We start from the raw sequence: 20656 nt of genomic DNA, 5'->3' as shown, positions 1-20656 counted from the left end.
TAAGAGACAGATCGAAGCCGATCTGCTTCAATGCAGCCACCAGCTTGCCCAGCGTGCTTTCCTCTCTGTAAAGTCCGACGCTTTCACCCCAGGCAGTACGCACAGCCGGTGCGATCTGAACCATAGTGATCTTTTCCGGATCTGCAAGAGCATCCAGAAGCTGCATCGTATCATCTCTTTCACGCAGCGCTCCCACAGGGCAGTGGGTGATGCACTGTCCGCAGAAGGAACAGTTGGTCTCACGGATCGGAACGTTCTTGCTGATACCGATCGTTGTCCGGTAGCCTGTTCCTGTCAGGCCCCATACGTTAAGCCCCTGAATGTGGTCACAGATCTGGATACAGCGCATGCATTTGATACACTTGGATGCGTCCCGGATCAGCGGCTGCTTTTTGTCCCATTTCTGTTTTTCCGCTATATTGGTGTAAGGCACCTCTAAAATACCCAGGTCGTTGGCGATCTTCTGCAAATTACAGTTACCGCTTCGTACGCAGGTCGCACATTTCGCATCGTGGTCCGAAAGGATCAGGCTTACGTTGATCCGTCTCGCCTCTCTGGCTTTCGGACTGTTGGTATAAAGCTCCATCCCTTCTTCGACCGGGGTATTACACGCCGTTACGAGCGTCTCCATACCTGCGTTTTCTACTACGCAGACTCTGCAGGCTCCGATCTCATTGATGTCCTTCAGATAACACAGGTGCGGAATATCGATCCCAACCTTCAGGGCTGCTTCTAAAATGGTCGTACCTTCACTTACTGAAATTTTCTGACCGTTTATTGTAAGATTTACCATTTATGAGTCCTCCCTCCTCTGAATGCTCCAAATCCGTTAAAGTCACAGCGCAGGCAGCGGCTTGCTTCCTGCAAAGCTTCTTCATGAGACATGCCATACTCGATCTCCATGAAGTCGTTTCCGCGCTCCTTGGCGTAACGCAGCTTCAGCTCCGCTCTTCCGCACGGCTTCTTGTCCATGAGCTTCGGATAAGGGATCTCGATATCTTCTGAGATCTCGTGGTGATAGCCCAGATGTTCATCGATGTTAGCTGCTGCAACTTTACCCGCAGCGATAGCATTGATTACGGTGGACGGACCAGTTACACAGTCTCCTCCTGCAAAGAATCCTTCTACGTTGGATACTGCACTGGAGGACTCTGCAACGATGCTTCCTCTTACGACAGGGATACCATATTTCTCGAATCCCTGTGACTCGATGCTCTGCCCGATGGCAGAAATGATGATATGACACGGGATACGTTCTTCCGGTGCGCTTGCCGGCGTCGGTCTTGGACGACCTGATCTGTCAGCTTCCCCTGCGATCTGCGGCTGAACCCACAGTGCACGAACGCTGCCCGTACTGTTGCTCTCGATTTTAGCAGGAGCCTTCAGCTCTACCAGCGTGCAGCCTTCTGCTACTGCGCCGTCGATTTCCTCCGGCAGTGCAGTCATATCCTGCTTTCTTCTTCTGTAGACGATCTTTACTTCCGATGCGCCAAGACGCTTCGCCGTTCTGGCTACGTCCATAGCTACGTTTCCTCCGCCAATAACGACAACGGCCTTGTTGTTGAAGTCCGGCATAGAATCGTCGCCGATGCCTCGCAGGATCTCTACGGCAGGGATCACGCCCTTGCTGTATTCTCCTTCAACACCTATCGTCTTGTGTGTATGAGCGCCGATGGATATGTAAGCCGCGTCAAACTCTTCTGCGATCATCTTGATGTTGGCTTCATCGTTGACATCGTAATCCGTCTTCACCTCGATACCGGTAGACAGGATCGCATCGATATCCCACTGCAGACGTTCTCTCGGCAGTCTGTAGTTCGGAATTCCATAGCGAAGCATGCCGCCCAGCTTGCTTCTCTTCTCGAAGATCGTCGGTTTATGTCCCATAATAGCCAGGAAATATGCTGCGGAAAGTCCTCCCGGACCGCCTCCGATGATGGCAACTTTCTTGCCTGTATCATCCATAGCAGCAGGAACAGGCACTGTTTCACTGCAGTGATCTACAGCATAGCGCTTGATTCCCCTGATGTTTACAGCTGTATCGATCAGCTGTCTTCTGCACCTTGCCTCGCAAGGATGTTCGCAGATATGTGCACAGACTGTCGGGAACGGATTGTCCTTTCTGATCAGTCTTACAGCATCGTCGTATCTGCCTGCCATTACCAGAGCTGTGTATCCAGGCACGTCTACGCCGGCAGAGCAAAGTGCCACGCACGGTACCGGCTGCTTGCCTTCCTGGATACTGGTCGCACAGCGATTGTGACGGATGTGTTCCTCGTAATCCTCGCGGAATCCATCCAGTCCCCGCAGCACCATGCTGGCCGCCTCTGTACCAATAGCACAGTCTGCCGATTCTTTAATGACCACGGCAGTACGGCGAAGCAGTTCCAGCTGCTCCATACTCTTCTCTTTGTTCAAGTCTAAAATATCATCTAAAATCTTCAAAAGCTGTCCGATGCCCACTCTGCACGGCACACATTTGCCGCATGATTGTGCGTGGCACAGCTTCAAAAACGATTCTGCCATATCGACCGGACACTGTCCCGGCGGGCTGGCTATGATACGTCTCTCAAGATCCTGATACAACCCCTCTACAACTACTTGAGCCCTGTCTTTCGTCTTAAAATCCAGTCTGCTCATGATGTCACCTACCTCTCATCCAATCATGTTTAGTAAATTCTGAAATTTACGTGGTATGTAACATTTTACAACAAAATCGTACATTTGGAAAGAGGGTTGGGGCGGGTTTTTTCACTTTCTGCGTTTTTATTTTAACAATCCCCGCAGCAGCTCTATCAGCTCCGAGGCTTGTGTTATCTTGTTTGCCGTACGCTTTACATAGGAAGCCCCTCGCATTCCCTTCACGTACCAGCCGATGTGTTTTCGGATCTCTCTGACCGCAACATTGTCCCCCTTATCGGCACAGATCAATGCAAAATGATCCAAAAGCATGTTAATTTTTTCATTATCGGAGGGTGTAACCGGTTTCATATCTCCATTCCAGAGAGCTTCTGCCTCTCGAAATATCCATGGATTCCCCAGAGCTCCGCGGGCGATCATGACCCCATCACACCCGGTTTCATCCAGCATACGCACCGCGTCTTCTCCACTCATCACATCGCCGTTTCCGATGACAGGGATCCCTACTGCGTGCTTCACGTCCGCGATCACTTTCCAGTCGGCACTGCCTTCGTAATATTGCTCCCTCGTTCTTCCATGGACAGCTACTGCCGATGCCCCTGCATCCTCCAGCGCCTTCGCAGTCTCTACTGCCGTATTTTCATTTCGCGCGAATCCCATACGGATCTTAGCTGTCACCGGTTTTCCGGCATACTTCACCATAGCGGCTACTACTTCCTGCAGAACGTCCAGTTTTTTCAGAAGTGCCGAGCCTTCTCCGTTTTTAACTACTTTAGGCACCGGGCAGCCCACGTTAAGATCCAGCAAGGCATTGCTGCGGTCTCGCAGTTCTTTTGCTGCAAAGGCCATGACTTCCGGATCGCTCCCAAAAAGCTGGAAGCCTGTCATTTCTTCCGGATCGCCTATTTTTAATAACTGATTTGTCTTTTTATCTCCGTACCACAGTCCCTTACCGCTGACCATTTCCGTGTATACAAAAGAAGCCCCCTGTTTCCAGCAAAGGCTTCTCATCGATGTATCCGTGATTCCCGCAAGCGGGGCCAGCACAAAGGGCGTTTTAAGAGCGATATCTCCTATCTTAAAAGCTGTCTTCGGCATAGTTGCAGTCTCTTCCTTCCCGCACCGGTCCCGGGCTCTTCTTTCTGATTTTTTTATTCTTTCTGTATATGATCTCCAGACCTTCCAGCGTCAGCATCTTGTCCACGTAATCGATGCAGTCGATCCCGCCGTCAATCAGTGTTGCCAGACCTCCTGTCGCGATCACTTTCACTTCCTGGCTGGCGTCTGCGCTGTATTCCTGCAGCTCTGCTTTCATCTTCTTCACGATGTAATCCACCATTCCCATGTGTCCGTATACCAGGCCCCCCTGGATACTGTTTATGGTATTGCGGCAGATCACATGGCCAGGCTCTTCTAGTTCTACTTTAGGGAGCTTGGCTGTTTTTTCAAATAATGCGTCCGAGGAAATCTTTAATCCCGGCGCAATGGTTCCTCCCAGGTATTCTGCCTTTTCAGAAACGGCACAGAATGTGGTCGCAGTACCAAAATCAATGATGATCAGCGGGCCGCCGTACTTGGCGTGTGCCGCTACCGCGTTAACGATCCTGTCTGCTCCTACCTGTTTCGGGTTGTCGTATTTTACGACCAGTCCTGTTTTGATTCCTGCTCCGATCACGATCGCTTTTCTGTGGAAGTACTTTACCGACAGATGCTGCAGCGTATACAGCACAGAGGGAACGACTGTGGATATGATCACATCTTTCACTTCATTGATGTCCAGATCTTCATACTTGAAAAGCTGGTTGATGATCATACCGTATTCATCCGCACTTTTATTGTTGTCCGTTTCAAGTCTCCAGTTGGTGATCATTCTGCCGTCCTGGAACAATCCCAGAACGATGTTTGTGTTTCCAACATCAAATGCCAGTAGCATAGTTTTTCTCCTTTTGCTCTGTTTTATGATTTCTTTAAAATAATAGGCGGTTTTAAAAACCGCCTAATTATTTTAACACATTATGCTTGTATCCAAAATACTTTTTTACTTATTTAAGAGTAACAAGAACATCTCCGGAGTTTACGGAAGAGCCCTTTGCTGCAACGATCTTGTCTACAGTGCCATCTCCAGTTGCACAGATTTCGTTTTCCATCTTCATAGCTTCCAGGATCACCAGAACGTCGCCCTTGTTTACAGGCTGACCTTCTGTAACCTTAACATCCAGAACTGTTCCCGGCATCGGAGCTGTTACGGAAGCATCTCCTGCTGCTACCGGTGCTGCTGGAGCTGCCGGAGCCGGAGCTGCTGCTGGTGCCGGAGCTGCCGGAGCTGCTGCCGGTGCAGATGCTGCGCCAGCTTCTTCTACTTCAACTGCATATGCTACACCGTTTACGGTAATATTATACTTTTTCATATCTAACAATTCCTTTCGATCATTTCGATAATAAACTTAGAATCTTCTGCTTTCGATGCAGTCTTCTCTCGCTGCGTTAGTCCACAGAGTCGTTTCACCGGAAAGCCTCTGGATCTTTCTTACGACCAGGTTCCCTGTGCCTCCTTCGCTCTGATACGCTGCGATCGCTGCTGCGATAACTGCTGTCAGAACATCATCTGTCTTCGCTGCTGCCGGTGCTGCTACCGAGGGCGTGGCATTGGCCTTTGTCTCTGCCGCAGACGCCTTATCTCCTTTCTTAGCAGTTGAGGACATGCATTTACCCATCAGAGCAAATACACCCCATAAAAGCATCAGAACGACGAATGTAATGCCCATGCCCATGAGCATCGTGACAGCCGATCCCGCCATCTTGTCCCCAAAGGACAGGGAGTCAAACAGACTCGGATCTGAAAACTTATCCATTAAACCCATTATGCTACCTCCTACAATGGAATGTTACCGTGCTTCTTAGCCGGCAGGGATTCTCTCTTCGTGCTTAACATATCCAGTGCGCTGATGATCCGCTGTCTTGTTGTAGCCGGTTCGATAACATCGTCTACATAACCCAGACCTGCTGCCACATACGGATTGTTGAACTTTTCTTCGTAATCTTCGATCGCAGCTGCTCTTACTGCATCAGGATCTTCAGCATTCTTGATTTCCTTCTTAACGGAAGAAATGATATTAACAGCACCGGAAGCACCCATAACAGCGATCTGTGCGGTAGGCCATGCCATTACCAGGTCAGCCCCCAGTTCCTTGTTGCACATACCGATGTATGCTCCGCCGTATGCCTTTCTCAGGATCACTGTGATCTTAGGCACTGTAGCTTCGCAGTATGCGTACAGCATCTTCGCACCGTGTCTGATGATCCCGCCGTATTCCTGACCGGTACCCGGCAGGAATCCAGGAACGTCTTCGATGGTCAGGAGAGGAATGTTGAACGCATCGCATCTTCTGATAAATCTTGCAGCCTTGTCGGAAGCGTCGATGTCCAGGCATCCTGCTCCGTAATTCGGCTGGTTGGCGATAACACCAACGGTAGCTCCGTCCATTCTGATGAAGCATGTAACGATGTTCTTAGCATAAAGCGGCATAACATCGAAATATTTTCCTTCGTCTGCGATCTTTGTGATCACATCGTAAATGTTGTATCCCTTGTTCGGGTTGTCCGGAATGATCTCGTTCAGTTCAGGGATCATTCTGTTGACATCGTCGTTGGTAGCATATACAGGAGCTGTTTCCATGTTATTGGAAGGCATGTAGCTCAGCAGTTCTCTTACCATCAGCAGAGTTTCCTCGTCGTTCTTGCCCATGAAATGAGCAACACCGCTTACTGTATTGTGAGTTGCTGCGCCGCCCAGCTGTTCTGCAGTTACTTCTTCACCTGTTACAGTCTTGATAACAGCCGGTCCTGTGATGAACATCTGGCTTGTCTGATCTACCATGAATACGAAGTCCGTGATAGCAGGGGAATATACCGCACCGCCTGCGCAAGGTCCCATGATCACAGAGATCTGCGGAATCACGCCGGAAGAAATCGTGTTGTTGTGGAAGATCTTGCCGAATCCGGAAAGAGCCGCAACACCTTCTTCTACTCTGGCACCGCCGGAATCCTGCAGTCCAACGATCGGTGCACCCATTTTCAGAGCCATGTTCTGCACTTTGACGATTTTTTCTGCGTGATATTCACCCAGGGATCCACCGCTTACAGTGAAGTCCTGCGCAAATGCGAATACCAGTCTTCCGTCTACCTGGCCATAGCCTGTTACAACGCCGTCACCCAGCAGTTCTTTTTCGTCCATGCCGAAGTTCGTGCATCTGTGTTTTACGAACACATCGATTTCAACAAAGCTGTCTTTATCAAAAAGAATGTCCAGTCGTTCTCTCGCAGTCAGCTTGCCTCTGGCATGCTGTGCTTCGATTCTTTTTTCGCCTCCGCCCTGTGCGATTTTCTCTTTTTTCGCGCGGAGATCTTCAAGCTTGTTCATTTATGCTTCCTCCCTTAAAGTATTTTGGATGTTTTGTTAAAAAATCATAAGTACATAAAATACCACTCTCACTATAACGTATACATTTCAAATTTGCAACTTGTTTTTGTTTGTATACATTATTCATAGGAACTTTGTAACGAAGACGGAGCACCGCGAAAAGACTTGCCTTTCGCAGTGCTCCCTCCTGATTCCATGTGTTTGGTTTTCGCTGTATCCAGCACCTTGCTGGCGGCTCTACAGATCCTTGCCGAAGTTCTTGTGGAGCGGATATTTATCGGTCAGCTCCTTGACGATAGCTCTTGCCTTTTCCATGGCAGCTTCATCTTCCGGATTGTCGATCACTAAAGCGATCGCTTCTACCGTCTTCTTCACATCGTCTTCCTTGAATCCTCTGCTTGTCATGGCCGGAGTTCCAAGTCTCAGACCGCTTGTTACGAACGGGCTTTCCGGATCGTTCGGGATCGCATTCTTGTTTGTCGTGATATTGGCATCATCCAGCAGCTTTTCAGCCAGCTTTCCTGTGATATTCTTGTTCAGCAGTTTTACCAGCACCAGATGGTTGTCTGTACCGCCGGACACCAGATCGAAGCCTTTCTCGTTGAGAGCCTCTGCCAGAGCCTTTGCATTAGCAACGACCTGCTTCTGGTATTCTGTGAATTCCGGATCCATTGCTTCTTTGAAGCATACTGCCTTGGCAGCGATCACGTGCATCAGCGGGCCGCCCTGTGTTCCAGGGAAGATCGCCTTGTCGATAGCCTTTGCAAATTTTTCTTTGCAGAGGATCAGGCCGCCTCTTGGGCCGCGGAGCGTTTTATGTGTCGTGCTTGTCACGATATCTGCATAATCTACCGGGTTCTGGTGGAGACCTGCTGCAACCAGTCCTGCGATATGCGCCATGTCTACCATGAAGAGGGCGCCTACTTCATCTGCGATCTCACGGAAGATATCAAAGCGGATCTCTCTCGGATAAGCGGACGCACCGGCAACGATCAGCTTTGGCTGGTGCTTGTGTGCCAGTTCTCTTACGTTGTCGTAATCTATGGTTTCCGTTTCCGGATCCAGTCCGTATGCTACAAAGTGATAAGACTTTCCGGAAATGTTGACCGGGGATCCATGGGTCAGATGACCGCCGTTGGACAGATCCATGCCCAGCACTGTATCGCCATATTCGAGGACTGCCTGGTATACAGCAGTATTGGCGTTGGCACCGGAATGCGCCTGCACGTTAGCATGTTCTGCACCAAAGATCTTCTTGGCACGATCTATCGCCATCTGTTCTACTTCGTCTACGAATTCGCATCCGCCATAGTATCTCTTTCCCGGGTAGCCTTCTGCATACTTGTTGGTCAGCGCGCTTCCCATAGCTTCCATGACCTCATAATTTACAAAGTTCTCGGATGCGATCATTTCGATTTTGGTTTCCTGACGATTGATTTCACGTTTCATTGCTGCCGTTATGTCCGGATCAGCTTTTTCCAGATAGTTAAAGTACATTTCCCTCTCCTTTGCATTTCGCAATTCATGTGATGTGATAACGTAGGATATATTGCTTCGCTAGTTCACGACACGTTCCAGCCGTTTCAGCGCTAAAGCCATCGTGAGTCCCGGGATCACCCGGTTTCCTGTGATCTCAACTCCCAGCAGCTCGTTGATCTTTTTGAGTCTATACTGTACGGTATTGGTGTGGATCCCCATAAACTCGGCTGTTTTACCGCTGTTCATGCCGGCATCCAGCACAAATGTCTCCAGTGTTTCCAGAAGCTGTTTGCCCTTATTTTCACTGGCTTCCTTAAAAGGTTCCAGAAGTTCGATATAGTTTTTCTTGACGAATCCGCCCTGGATCTGGATGTTGATGCAGTTGCTTACCAGAGTCAGTTCATATTTGGTAAAAACCCGTTTGTAAGGGAATACACTCTGCACGAAGGACCAGCTTTCGCTGATAAGACGATATGCATCTCCCGCACCTTCGATCCCATTGAGACCAGTGACATGGAAGATCCTCGCTCCCTTATTGCCCTTGAGCCGATTGAAAAGCTGCACACAGCTGTTTTTCAGATCGGTCCCGGCAACGTTGTCTTCGTAAGTCAGGATCATTCCGTAAGTTTCATCGCCTTCTGTGATCTTCATGATATTGAGGTCTTCCTGCTTTTCAAACTCGGAAAAGACCTGGCTCTCCACCTCCGTGCTGATCCCTTTCGAGAAGAACACGCTCAGGATATCATCTCCACTGATCCGCGCCTCATCCTTGAGGGTGTATGCCAGGCTCTTGTTGCCTCGCATGAGAGCTTTGATGAATTCCGCTTTCGCATCACGTTCCGGTGTGTATTTCCACATGCCCATGGCCAGTTCTATGATCTCTGCGAGCTTGGTGATCTCACCTGCTGTATAGGAATCCTCGTTATCCACGATAAACATGTAGTATTTTTCGTTGTTTATGGTCACAGGACCCCAGTAGGTAAGCACGCCGTTGACATCGATCATGGTGTATGCCTTGGCGTCACTTTCTACGTTTCTCTCTTTCCCCAGCTTGATGGCGTCGGCTATCGTTGCCTTATGACGTGTTTCCACCGTGAGGATCGGATTGAAATCCTCGCTGAGTATGATCAGCTGAAAATCGTTGCTGATGGCAGCTTCCCGTACAGCCGACTGGAAATTGCTGTGTTTTTCAAAGTTCAGCAGATGGAATACCGTGTTGCTGATCAGAGTATTCCGGAAGTTGTCTCCGTACAGCACCCGGTCCATCACTTCGCTGATCGCCCGGGAGTATCCCGCATCCTTCGGCATCTGGATCAGCGGCATCGTCTCGCGCTCTGCCGCTTCGATCAGTTTTGGTGACAGTCCGCCGCTGTGGTAAACCGCCAGCGCCGCATATCCGCGGTTTGCGATGTGATGCAGGATCCTGCACTGCGCGTCCGCGTCTTCCTGCACCCCGGCAAATCCGGTCAGCAGGATCTCCGTCTTGTCTCCTTCATAAAAGCACAGTTCATCTTCGCTGCTGGCATCCAGCACCGAGATGGATTTCACTTCATTGGTTAAATTTACTTTTGCCGCCACTACCTTCGCCTTCGCAAATGCGTCCAGCTCAAGGCAGTCTGCCACTGTTACTTTCATGATAAGACCTTCTCTCTACTATATCACAATGTTACTTTTCTTCATCGGAAGAATGATCTTCTGCATCATGTTCCTCCTCGGAGGAATCCTCATCATCAGCATTGAGGTAATCTGTGTCATATACCGCCAGTTCCTCTTCGCTCGGCATATCGTCATCCCTGTCCTGAGGATCCGCCGCCGGTTCATCATCGTCGTCACGATTTTCCGGCTCGTATGGAGTCGCTGTCTTCGTAACGTCGTTGTATGTCATGATGGTCGGCTTGAATTTGCTGTCTCCATGCTTTTCTTCCAGCGCTTTCGCAGCTTCTTCCAGCTGTCTTTTCTTCTCTTCTTCCAGTGCTTTTTTGTGCATCTTTTCTGCTTCTGCAGCTTCTGCACGATTGCTGATCTCGCGTTTCTTAAGCTCTTCCTTCAGCTCCTGCCCGATCTCTTCCGGCGTTTTGACACCGTCGTACAGTTCTTCGAACTGACGGTTATCCAGCGTTTCAACCTCCAGCAGTCCTTCCGCTACAGCCGTCAGCTGATCGAGATGTTCGCTGAGGATCGTTCTTGCCGTATCGTATGCTTCTTCAATGATCGCCTTAACTTCCTCGTCGATCTCGTTGGCAGTTTCTTCTGAATATGCCTGACGCGTCGAGAAATCCTTGCCCAGGAACACTTCATCCGAAGAGCTGTAGTTTACAGGACCCAGTTTATCACTGAACCCGTACTTGGTCACCATCTCTTTGGCAATATCGGTAGCTCTCTGGATATCGTTGCTGGCTCCTGTACTGATATCATCCAGCGTCAGCATTTCCGCTACACGACCGCCCAGCAGGTGAATGATCTGTTCCCGCATGGTTTCCTTGGTTCCGTAGTACTTATCCTCCTTCGGCAGGATCATGGTGAACCCGCCGGCTCTTCCTCTCGGAATGATCGTGATCTGATGTACCGGATCTGTCTTAGGCAGGACATGAGCAACAACGGCATGCCCGGCTTCATGGTATGCAGTCAGCTTTCGTTCTTCTTCGCTGATGACACGACTCTTCTTTTCCGGTCCTGCGATCACCTTGGTGATCGCCTCTTCTATTTCTTCCATACGGATCTTCATGCCGTTTCTTCTGGCTGCCAGGAGCGCAGCTTCATTCAGCATGTTTTCAATGTCCGCAGGGGAGAATCCCGGCGTTCTTCTGGCCAGGACCTTCGGATCGACTCCTTCTGCCAGCGGCTTGTTTCTGGAATGGATCCGGAAGATTTCTTCTCTTCCTACGATATCCGGGATCCCGATGACGATCTGACGGTCGAATCTGCCCGGACGCAGCAGTGCCGGGTCAAGTACATCAGGACGGTTGGTCGCAGCCAGGATGATGATTCCTGCGTTCTCTGCGAAGCCATCCATTTCGACCAGCAGCTGGTTGAGGGTCTGTTCCCGTTCATCGTGTCCGCCGCCAAGACCTGCGCCTCTCTTACGACCTACCGCATCGATCTCATCGATGAATACGATACAAGGAGCATTCTTCTTAGCCTGATCGAACAGGTCTCTTACACGGGATGCTCCGACGCCGACAAACATTTCAACGAAGTCGGAACCACTGATGGTAAAGAACGGCACGCCGGCTTCTCCGGCAGTCGCCTTGGAAATATACGTTTTACCGGTTCCCGGAGGACCTACCAGCAGGATTCCCTTAGGGATCCTTGCCCCCAGACTGTTATATTTAGCCGGATGACGGAGAAAATCAACGATTTCTTCCAGTTCCTCTTTTTCTTCCTTCAGACCTGCGACGTCCTTAAAAGTGATCTTGCGCAGATCACTGCTCTTCTGCAGCTTGGCTCTGCTCTTGCCAAAGGACATCGCTTTGCCTCCTCCGCCACTCTGGTTCATGATGAGGATGAAGAACACCACCATGATGCCGATCATGATCAGCGTCGGCAGCAGACTGATCCAGATGGATTCCTTCTTCGGCTCGTCGCTGTTGAGTTTCAAAGAGCCCTCGTCCACCTGAGGCATGATATACGAATCATAAATATAGCTCAGATCCACGGCGCTGTTAACGTAGGCATACACGGTCTTCCCATTGTTCAGCTCAGCCGTCATCTTCGTCTCCGTCACATTGATGCTCTCCACCTTCTTGTCCTGCAGATAGTGGATCATCGTGGATGTTTTGATTTCTTTTTCTTCCTTCGGCGCATCGCTGTTGTAGAACCATACCATGGCCAGAACGAGTCCAAAGATGATCACATAGATCCCGATATTTTTCGTAACTTTTTTCAAGTTTTCTTTCCTCCTGATACTGTCTTTTCCTGTCTCTATTTTCTGTAATAACTTCTGCTCAGATTCTATCTTGATTTTTTGTTGTTAATCTACAAATATATTGAAATATTTTATCATGAAGCACGCTTTATTTCAATAGCGGCTGCCTGCTTTTTCTGACAACTTCACGTAACTTTCAGGATTATTTTTTCTGCAAAGTTCACTTCCCTCACTTTTTCGGCGCGCATATGTGCACCAGTCCCCCCGCTACGGTCACCCGATATCCTCTCGGAAACTCTACCGTTTTCGGAGCCTGTTTCTTTTCGATGATTCTGTCCGCAGCAGCGATCCGTTCCGCAGATATGTCGCTTGCAAGCCCCAGGCGAGCAAAAGACTGCAGAAGGATCCGGTGGCGCAAAGCTTCATGGATTCCCGCCAGCCCGTCTCGTTCCAAAACGACTTCATCCGAACTTGTTTCCCGCAGAAATTCCTGCAAAGCTTCCTCCGCGCACTGCTGCAGGTAGTCGCTGTCGGAAGCAGCGATCTTCCCAAGGCGAAGCAGTGCGCCGCGCACATTTTCGTTATACTCTTTTTCCAGCTCAGGAAGCAGCTCCAGCCGGATCTTGTTCCTGGTATAGATGCTCTGATGATTGGTATGATCCTCCACAGGACTCAGATCGTGCTCCCGGCAGTACTCTTCGATTTCTTTTCGCGGGATGTCCAGTATAGGCCGGATCACGGAGAATCCCCGCTCCTTTCGCTCATATGCGATCCCCGCCAGCCCGTCTGTCCCCGTACCGCGCAGCACACGAAACAGGATGGTTTCCGCCTGATCGTCCGCATTGTGAGCCACAGCGATCCTGATATGCTCCGAAAAATCGTCCGGGCTTCCGCCATGCTCCGCCGCCAGCTTTTCAGCGATCTGCCGTGCTTCGTCATAAAACGCATCATAGCGCAGCTTTCTGCCGGCTTCTTCACTGGTCATATGCCATGCTCCGGCAAGCTTGCGACAGTCTGCTGCGATCACTTTGCAGGAAACCCCGTGCTCCCGGCAAAGTTCTTCCACATAGTTCTGGTCGCGTTCTGCTGCTCCCGGCCGGAGTCCGTGGTTCACATGGACCGGATGCAGACGAATCCCCAGCGTCTGCCTCAACCGCAGCAGTATATGAAAAAGGCACACTGAATCAGGACCTCCGGAAAGGCCGAGTACAATGTGCTCATCGGATTTTATCAAATTATGAGACGCGATGGTCTCCTGCACTTTCTGAAATATCATAGGGGTTCGTTCTCCTGTCATCGTTATCTTCATTGTACCACGAATCCCTGTAAATTACAGCAGTTTTGCCGTCATTATCGTCAAATCGTCCCGTTCTTTTCCCAGATAACTGTCGCTGACCTGATCAAGAACAAGATCGCAGATGACAGCCGGTTCTCCCGACCGGATGCTCCTGAGGATCTCCGCCAGCTGCGGCAGGAAGCCTCTGCCGTCCGGACCGTCGCTGACACCGTCCGACATCATGATCAGAAAATCCCCTTTCTTTAAGAAAATCTCCTCCGAGCGGATCTCAAGCCCGTTTACGATCCCCAGAGGCACGGCGGAAAGCCGGACTTCTTCGATATTGTTTCGACGGCGGATCAGTGTTGGCGCCGCTCCGATCTTATAAAACTTTGTACGGCCGCTTCTTCTGTCCACTACCGCCAGATCTACCGTTGCGAAAGAATCCTCTCCGTCTTTCATCATCATGATGGTGTTTATCATTTTCAAGGTCAGTTCCGTCCCCGCCCCGGATTTGAGGAGTCCCAGCACGGTCCGTGTGACCAGCAGGCTTTCTGCAGCTGCCCGCTTGCCCTTCCCCATACCGTCACTGATGACGAGGGCCGTCCTGCCATCCCCCAGATCCTGCCAGCCGCAGCAGTCACCATTGATCGTCCCTGTGGCTGCACACTGAGATACGGCTATGTCCATCTGGAATTTTTCATGGAGAAAAGGCTCTTTTCCCTGTTTGGTGTATCGTTTTTTTAAGGCCTGCTCCATCTGCCATCGTGTATGTTCCAGCATCTGGCTCGTCACACCGAACTGGGCAGCCAGCAGCGAGCGACTGTCCACATAAGTATCATACAGTTCTGCCAGCGTTTTCATCTCTTCCTCCTGACGCTGCAAAAGGTGGAAGGTCTCCTGGGATCGCTTTCTGAAATCCTCCTGACGGCTGCCGGAGAACAGACCGATCATCCTGCGCAGCAATGAACTGCACTTCCAACTGACTGCGGCAAATGCAGCCACCGCCAGGAAGAGACAGTAGTTGTCCACCCCCAGGATAAGGCCGCTTTCCACCATTCTGAGAAGCCAGCAGACTGCGGTGAACACAAGAGCCATGACGATGCTCCCGAATCGTCTGAAAAATTCTGCTGCGGATGCTCCCATCAGCAGGGACAGCATGAACCCCCACTGCGTCTGTCCCGCAAGGAATGCTATTATCCCGGCTATTGTGATGACGACTGCCGTCTCACCGGTCTGACCATAGCAGAGGACGCTCAAAATCAAAAAAATCGCCGCAGGCCACAGCAGAAATCCTGCTCCTGTTCCGCAGACCGCCAGGATCCATGCCACCGTCAGCCCCGCAAGAGAAAGAAGCCCGCCCTGCTCTTCCTTCGAAGCGCGAAAAAAGCCTTCCCATAAAAAGAAAAAGCCTGCGATCATGATTCCGTCTGCCAGCAGCTCTCCGGCTCCGGTCTTGTTTACGGTGGCCGTCGCAAGGCGATAAATACTGAGCGACAGGATCCCGACAGATCCGGCAATCAGCGCACGATGCCACAGATCCAGATGGATCTTTTTTACTCCTGCAAACAGAAGGGCGCATCCGATGACCGCGATCAGTTCACTCCAGGCATCGACGCCGGTCCGAATGCAGCAAAAGATCCCGGCTCCCGCCGGGATCGCTAAATAAATATAGATCGGATTTCTGGACGCCAGACAGGCGGTAAGTGCGACCGCCGCCGGAAAATATTCTCCCAAAAAAGGCGTTCTGCCCACCAGAAAAGCGAAAAGAAACAGCAGTGCCGCATGCAGCAATCTTGTCCCGCTGCGCGGCCTGCTTTGAAAGCGACCTGATTTCCAGGTCGTCTGTCTGCCGGTGTGTTCCATTTTGATCTCCAATCCCAATCCCTCTGTCTGCGATACGTTCTGTTGCAACTATAGCGCATTTCAAGGTCGGAATTTGTCAAAATGGCTGAAAAGGCAGTATTTATTTTACATCTGACGCCCTGGCATCGTTCTACCGTGTGATCCCGTAAAACCGCATGGCGTTTTCTTTTGTTTTTGCCGCCACCTCTTCCAGGGTCATGTCCTTGATCTCGGCGACTTTCTGAGCCGTGTACTTCACGTTAGGCGACATGTTGCGTCTGCCTCTCAGTGGTTCCGGTGATAAATACGGTGAATCTGTCTCCACCAGCAGAAAGTCCATCGGTACTTCTGCCACGACGGCCACCGTCTTGCGGTTGTTCTTGTATGTCACAGGTCCCGCCACAGAAATGGTCGCTCCCAGCTTGACGTACTGGGCTGCCAGCTCTGCGCTGCCGGAAAAACAGTGGATCAGCACTCTGGCATCGTCTGCCATATGATCTGCCGGATCGTCGGGCGTTTTCTTTGCAGCCTCGCTTTTTTTCAGTGTATAACCGGACGGATCGGGGCGCTTAGGGAACCAGCTTTTGCGTTCTTCGGAGAAAGCGCCTTCTTCCTTTAAAATATCCATCGTCTCCTGATCCGCTTCACGAGAGTGGATGACGATGGGCATTTTCAGCTGGTTGGCCATTCGGATCTGGCGACGGAACCATTCTCTCTGGATGTCCCTCGGCGAGTGATCATAGTGGAAATCCAGTCCGATCTCACCGATGGCCACGACTTTTTTCTTTCGCGCCAGACCTTTGTACATGGCCAGCTCCATGTCGTCCATGCTTTTGGCATCGTGAGGATGGCAGCCGACCACGGCATAGCACCACGGATATTTGGCTGCGTGCTCCACTGCCAGTTTCGAACTGGCCAGATCGTAACCGATATCCGCCACATAGTCCACATCGGACGCTTCTATGGTCTTGATCAGTTCTGCCCGTTCTTCCGGAGAGTAGCTGGCTTCGTTTATGTGTGCGTGGGAATCGAACAGCATCTTAGCTCACCGGATTCCCGTCTTCTGCTTCCGGGCTGACAAAGGCCAGGGTCTCTTTGCCGTCCTTCACATCGTCCGCAAACATGATCATGCCGTTGGATTCCAGTCCTCTCAGCTTTCTCGGCTTCAGGTTGGCAACTACGATTACTTTTCTGCCAACGCATTCTTCCGGTGTAAAGTGCTTGGCTACGCCGGAGATGATCTGACGCGTCTCCGTGCCCATTTTCACCTGGAATACCAGCAGTTTATCTGCCTTCGGGTGTTTTTCTGCAGATAAAATAGTTCCTACGCGGAAGTCGATCTTGTCGAAGTCATCAAATTCGATCTCCGGTTTCAGTTCAAGCGGAATGTTTTCTTCTTTTCCTGCGTGCTGCAAAGCTTCCAGTTCTTCCAGCTCCTTTTCGATATCGAGGCGCGGGAAGATCGGATCGCCCTTCTTCACCTGTTCGCCGTTCATCATTTCAAAGGTAAAGGCGTCTGCCCATACCGGCTCTGCGAACCAGAGTCCCAGCTGTTTTCTGATCTTGCCGGAAGTGGTGTGCATGAACGGCTCGATGAGCACGGAAACGATACGGATGGCTTCTGCCAGGTTGTGGAGGACATTATCCAGTCTCGACTTGTCCTTTTCGTCCTTAGCCAGCACCCACGGCATGGTTTCGTCGATGTATTTGTTGGCTCTTCTAACAACGGTCCAGATGTCTTCCAGCGCCATGTTGAAGGCGAATTTATCCATGTTGGCTTCTACCTTCGAAGCTGCGCCGATAGCGATGGCTTTCAGGTCTTCGTCAAGCGGATCCGTCGCATCGGTCAGCGCCGGCACTGTGCCGTCGTTGTATTTTTCGATCATGGAAACGGTACGGGAAACCAGGTTGCCCAGATCGTTTGCCAGGTCGTAATTCATTCTCTTGAGCATTACTTCGTTGGTAAAGACACCATCCTGTCCGAACGTGTATTCCCTCAGCAGGAAGTATTTGAGCGCGTCGATACCGTAGCGGTCGATGAGTGTCACCGGATCTACTACGTTGCCCTTGGACTTGGACATTTTGCCGCCTTCCAGCAGCAGCCAGCCGTGACCGAGCACCTGCTTCGGAAGAGGCAGTTCCATGGACATGAGCATTGCCGGCCAGATGATGGTATGGAATCTTACGATTTCTTTTCCTACCAGGTGAACATCTACCGGCCAGTATTTTTCGTAAAGCGCCGGATCGTCCGGATATCCCAGAGCAGTGATGTAGTTTGTAAGTGCGTCAAGCCATACGTAGATGACGTGCTTTTCATCGATCGGCACCGGGATGCCCCAGTCGAAGGTGGATCTGGAGATGCAAAGGTCTTCCAGTCCCTGTTTGACGAATGCGATCATCTCATTTCGTCTGCTGTCAGGCTGGAGGAATTCCGGGTTTTTCTCGAACATTTCCAGTAGTCTGTCCTGATATTTGGAAAGGCGGAAGAAGTAGGCTTCTTCCTTGGCTTTCTGCACAGGTCTGCCGCAGTCCGGGCATTTGCCGTCCACCAGCTGGCTTTCAGTCCAGAAGGATTCACACGGCGTGCAGTACATGCCTTCGTATTCACCTTTGTAGATATCGCCTTTTTCGTAGAGCTGCATGAAGATCTGCTGCACCCGCTTCACGTGGCGCGGTTCTGTAGTTCTAATGAAATCGTCATAGGAGATCTCCATGGTCTTCCACAGGTCTTTGATACCGGAAACGATCTCATCAACGTATTCCTGCGGCGTTACGCCTTTTTCCTTCGCGATATCCTGGATCTTCTGTCCGTGTTCGTCAGTTCCTGTGAGAAATCTCACGTCGTAGCCTGCCAGGCGCTTGAAACGTGCCATGGCGTCTGCCATAACGGTGCAGTACGTGTGTCCGATATGGAGATTGGAACTCGGATAATAGATCGGAGTCGTGATGTAATACTTGCCTTTTGATTCTGTCATTTTGTTTTATCATTCCTTTCATCTCTGCCGCGAATGAGCGACAGTAAATATTGGTATAGAATAGCATTATTTTGGCTGTGAGTCAAACTAGCGGGGAGATCTGGTGTCTGGGTTCACTTGGTCCTGCAGTATCGCTTTTCCCGCATTCCTTACAACATGAACCGATAAAATATAATTTCATGTTGTACTCTCTGCGATTTTTGTTTGAAATACAACATGAACTGGTACGATTTCCGGTTTGATGTTGTATTCTCGGGAACTGGTGCAGGCTCGTGCAACATGAACAGACATTTTACATGGATTCATGTTGTTTTCCGCAGAAAATACAACATGAAATTATATTTTATCGATATTCATGTTGTCAGACTTGCAGAAAAGCAGCCTGCCTCGCTTATAGATACAAATCTGGTTCGCGGCGGATCCCGGCGTACATATCTTCCAGTTCTTCCTTATGGTAAATAAAACCGGGATCGTCAAAATAGAATGCCTGGCGGGGGCATTTCTTGACGCAGCCACAGCATTTGATGCAGATCCCTGTGATCGGAGCCGGTGGCTGTCCAGGGTTTTCCTGCACAACAGATCCCATCGGACATGCGCTGACGCAGATCCCGCACCCGCTGCAAAGCTCTGCATGCAGTTTTGGTTTTACTTTCAGGATATTAATGTGGTTGCCGTTTCGATCCTGTGGTTTATAATACGGGCGGATCGGGTCGGCGCCGTCCACCGGCACAGGCGCGGCCTCACGCAGCCCAGCCGCGCCGAGCCGGCGGATTTTGCCTGCGAGCTTTCGGGCAAAATCCCGGGACAGCTCCATGTCGGAGCTGTCCGGACGGCCGGCCGCCAGGATCCTGGAAAAAGAGTGCTCGCCTATAAAAGCCGCCGCTCCTATGGCATAAAATCCACGATCCTGTAATATATTTCTCAGTTCGATCAGAGCGTCGTCAAAATTCCTGTTGCCATAAAGCACGACAGGAACTGCCAGCGCGCCTCCGCCCTGCAGTGTGTCCAGGAATTTTAATAATACGTTGGGGACCCGTCCTGCGATGACCGGCACGCCGAATACCACCAGATCATCCGGCGTAAACCGGTAGATTTCCCGTCGGGCTGCCGGTGGAGTAAAATCGATATCTTCTGCTCGCTGCCAGGGTTTTATACCGGCTTTTATGCTGCCGGGTTTTTCGCCAGCAGTCGTTTTATCCTGGGATATTTTGATTTCAGTCAGCTCATCGGCGATAGCGGCAGTCATCTTTTTCGTAGTGCCGGTGCCGCTGAAATACATGGCTGTGATATTCATGATACTATGCCTGGCTGAATCTTCTCACCTTGGTGTACTGGACGATCAGGTCTACGATGTCTTCGATCTCGATGTACCCACTATCGATGGAAAGACTGTAGTTCACGTGTTCGCCCCATTTTCTGCCGGTGTGATATGCATAGTAATTGGCACGGGCCTTATCGGTATCTCTCATCAGTTTCCGGGCTTCGTCTTCCGGGATGCCGTATTCCTGAACCGCGCGTTTGATCTTGTCTTTTTCTTCTGCATAAATAAAGATGTGGCTGGCTTCCGGCAGACCGCGGAGCACGTAGTCGGAGCATCTGCCGACGATGACGCAGGAGCCTTCGTCCGCGATCCGGCGAATGGTATCGAACTGTGCCAGGAAAAACCTCTCATTCAGAGACAGGCTTTCCGGCCCATTTTCACTGGTGCCCATAGCGGACGCCAGGCTGTAGAGGAAGCTGTTTTTCGCTTTCATTTCTGCACCCTTGATCATTTCCTTGCTGAAGCCGGATTCTTCGGCGATCCGATCCAGGAGCTGCTTGTCGTAGAACGGTACATCCAGCTTTTCGGCCAGGCGCTTACCGATCAGTCTGCCTCCACTACCGAACTCTCTGCTTATCGTGATTATCTTCTTATCATTATTTCCCATAACTGCCTCCTTTGATTGTTACTGAAAGCAATACAGCCGTAGCCTCTGCCAACTTTCATTTTATCTATTATACCATGAAATTCCTAAAGCAACCAGACCGGGACGTTCCAGTACCTTTAAAATAATCATAACCACCCTTAAAAAGGGTGGTTTGCTCTAGAGCTATAAGCCCATGGATTGCTAGGCTAGCGTCTCAAGGCGCTAGCTTTCTCTTCGTTCAAGCTACAT

The 20656-nt window shown here is 50.6% G+C and carries 16 protein-coding genes; all 16 read right to left on the bottom strand.

What is annotated here, in order from left to right; all coding sequences use genetic code 11:
* A partial coding sequence (locus tag H8876_RS01875) for a 2Fe-2S iron-sulfur cluster-binding protein (protein WP_249286300.1) occupies nt 1-793 on the bottom strand: 793 nt, incomplete at its 3' end.
* A complete protein-coding gene (locus H8876_RS01870; protein ID WP_249286299.1) occupies nt 787-2640 on the bottom strand; it encodes an NAD(P)-binding protein in 1854 nt (617 codons plus the stop codon). The genes H8876_RS01875 and H8876_RS01870, both read right to left, overlap by 7 nt.
* 126 nt (nt 2641-2766) lie before the next feature.
* Nucleotides 2767-3738, bottom strand: coding sequence for a tRNA dihydrouridine synthase DusB (gene dusB / locus H8876_RS01865; protein WP_249286298.1), 972 nt, complete (start codon nt 3736-3738; stop codon nt 2767-2769).
* Complete coding sequence (locus H8876_RS01860) at nt 3719-4573, bottom strand: type III pantothenate kinase (RefSeq protein WP_249286297.1); 855 nt, start codon at nt 4571-4573, stop codon at nt 3719-3721. The genes dusB and H8876_RS01860 overlap by 20 nt, the downstream gene beginning before the upstream one ends.
* 109 nt (nt 4574-4682) lie before the next feature.
* Nucleotides 4683-5048, bottom strand: coding sequence for a biotin/lipoyl-containing protein (locus H8876_RS01855; RefSeq protein ID WP_249286296.1), 366 nt, complete (start codon nt 5046-5048; stop codon nt 4683-4685).
* 36 nt (nt 5049-5084) lie between these two features.
* A complete protein-coding gene (locus tag H8876_RS01850) occupies nt 5085-5501 on the bottom strand; it encodes an OadG family protein (protein WP_249286295.1) in 417 nt (138 codons plus the stop codon).
* A gap of 11 nt (nt 5502-5512) precedes the next feature.
* The gene (locus tag H8876_RS01845; RefSeq protein WP_177264842.1) at nt 5513-7060 is read right to left on the bottom strand and encodes an acyl-CoA carboxylase subunit beta; all 1548 of its coding nucleotides are present in this window, start codon (nt 7058-7060) and stop codon (nt 5513-5515) included.
* Between the two features lie 237 nt (nt 7061-7297).
* Nucleotides 7298-8557 carry a serine hydroxymethyltransferase gene (locus H8876_RS01840; protein WP_249286294.1) on the bottom strand — a complete coding sequence of 420 codons (1260 nt, stop codon included), beginning with the start codon at nt 8555-8557 and terminating at the stop codon, nt 7298-7300.
* Nucleotides 8558-8617: 60 nt separating this feature from the next.
* Nucleotides 8618-10174, bottom strand: coding sequence for a PucR family transcriptional regulator (locus H8876_RS01835; protein ID WP_249286293.1), 1557 nt, complete (start codon nt 10172-10174; stop codon nt 8618-8620).
* Between the two features lie 31 nt (nt 10175-10205).
* The gene (gene ftsH, locus H8876_RS01830) at nt 10206-12425 is read right to left on the bottom strand and encodes an ATP-dependent zinc metalloprotease FtsH (RefSeq protein ID WP_283241725.1); all 2220 of its coding nucleotides are present in this window, start codon (nt 12423-12425) and stop codon (nt 10206-10208) included.
* 208 nt (nt 12426-12633) lie between these two features.
* The gene (gene tilS / locus H8876_RS01825; RefSeq protein WP_249286292.1) at nt 12634-13680 is read right to left on the bottom strand and encodes a tRNA lysidine(34) synthetase TilS; all 1047 of its coding nucleotides are present in this window, start codon (nt 13678-13680) and stop codon (nt 12634-12636) included.
* Between the two features lie 54 nt (nt 13681-13734).
* Nucleotides 13735-15558, bottom strand: coding sequence for a SpoIIE family protein phosphatase (locus H8876_RS01820; RefSeq protein ID WP_249286291.1), 1824 nt, complete (start codon nt 15556-15558; stop codon nt 13735-13737).
* 118 nt (nt 15559-15676) lie between these two features.
* Complete coding sequence (locus H8876_RS01815) at nt 15677-16564, bottom strand: TatD family hydrolase (RefSeq protein WP_249286290.1); 888 nt, start codon at nt 16562-16564, stop codon at nt 15677-15679.
* A gap of 1 nt (nt 16565) precedes the next feature.
* A complete protein-coding gene (metG, locus tag H8876_RS01810) occupies nt 16566-18500 on the bottom strand; it encodes a methionine--tRNA ligase (RefSeq protein WP_249286289.1) in 1935 nt (644 codons plus the stop codon).
* Nucleotides 18501-18891: 391 nt separating this feature from the next.
* Complete coding sequence (locus H8876_RS01805) at nt 18892-19794, bottom strand: 4Fe-4S binding protein (protein ID WP_249286288.1); 903 nt, start codon at nt 19792-19794, stop codon at nt 18892-18894.
* A gap of 4 nt (nt 19795-19798) precedes the next feature.
* Nucleotides 19799-20428 carry a cytidylate kinase-like family protein gene (locus tag H8876_RS01800; RefSeq protein WP_249286287.1) on the bottom strand — a complete coding sequence of 210 codons (630 nt, stop codon included), beginning with the start codon at nt 20426-20428 and terminating at the stop codon, nt 19799-19801.
* Nucleotides 20429-20656: the final 228 nt, after the last annotated feature.

The organism is Lentihominibacter faecis, from assembly GCF_014306095.1.
In the GTDB taxonomy this organism is placed as follows: Bacteria; Bacillota; Clostridia; order Peptostreptococcales; family Anaerovoracaceae; genus Lentihominibacter; species Lentihominibacter faecis.
Note: the sequence above shows the minus strand (reverse complement) of the source record. Positions and strands in the feature narration are given on the sequence as shown.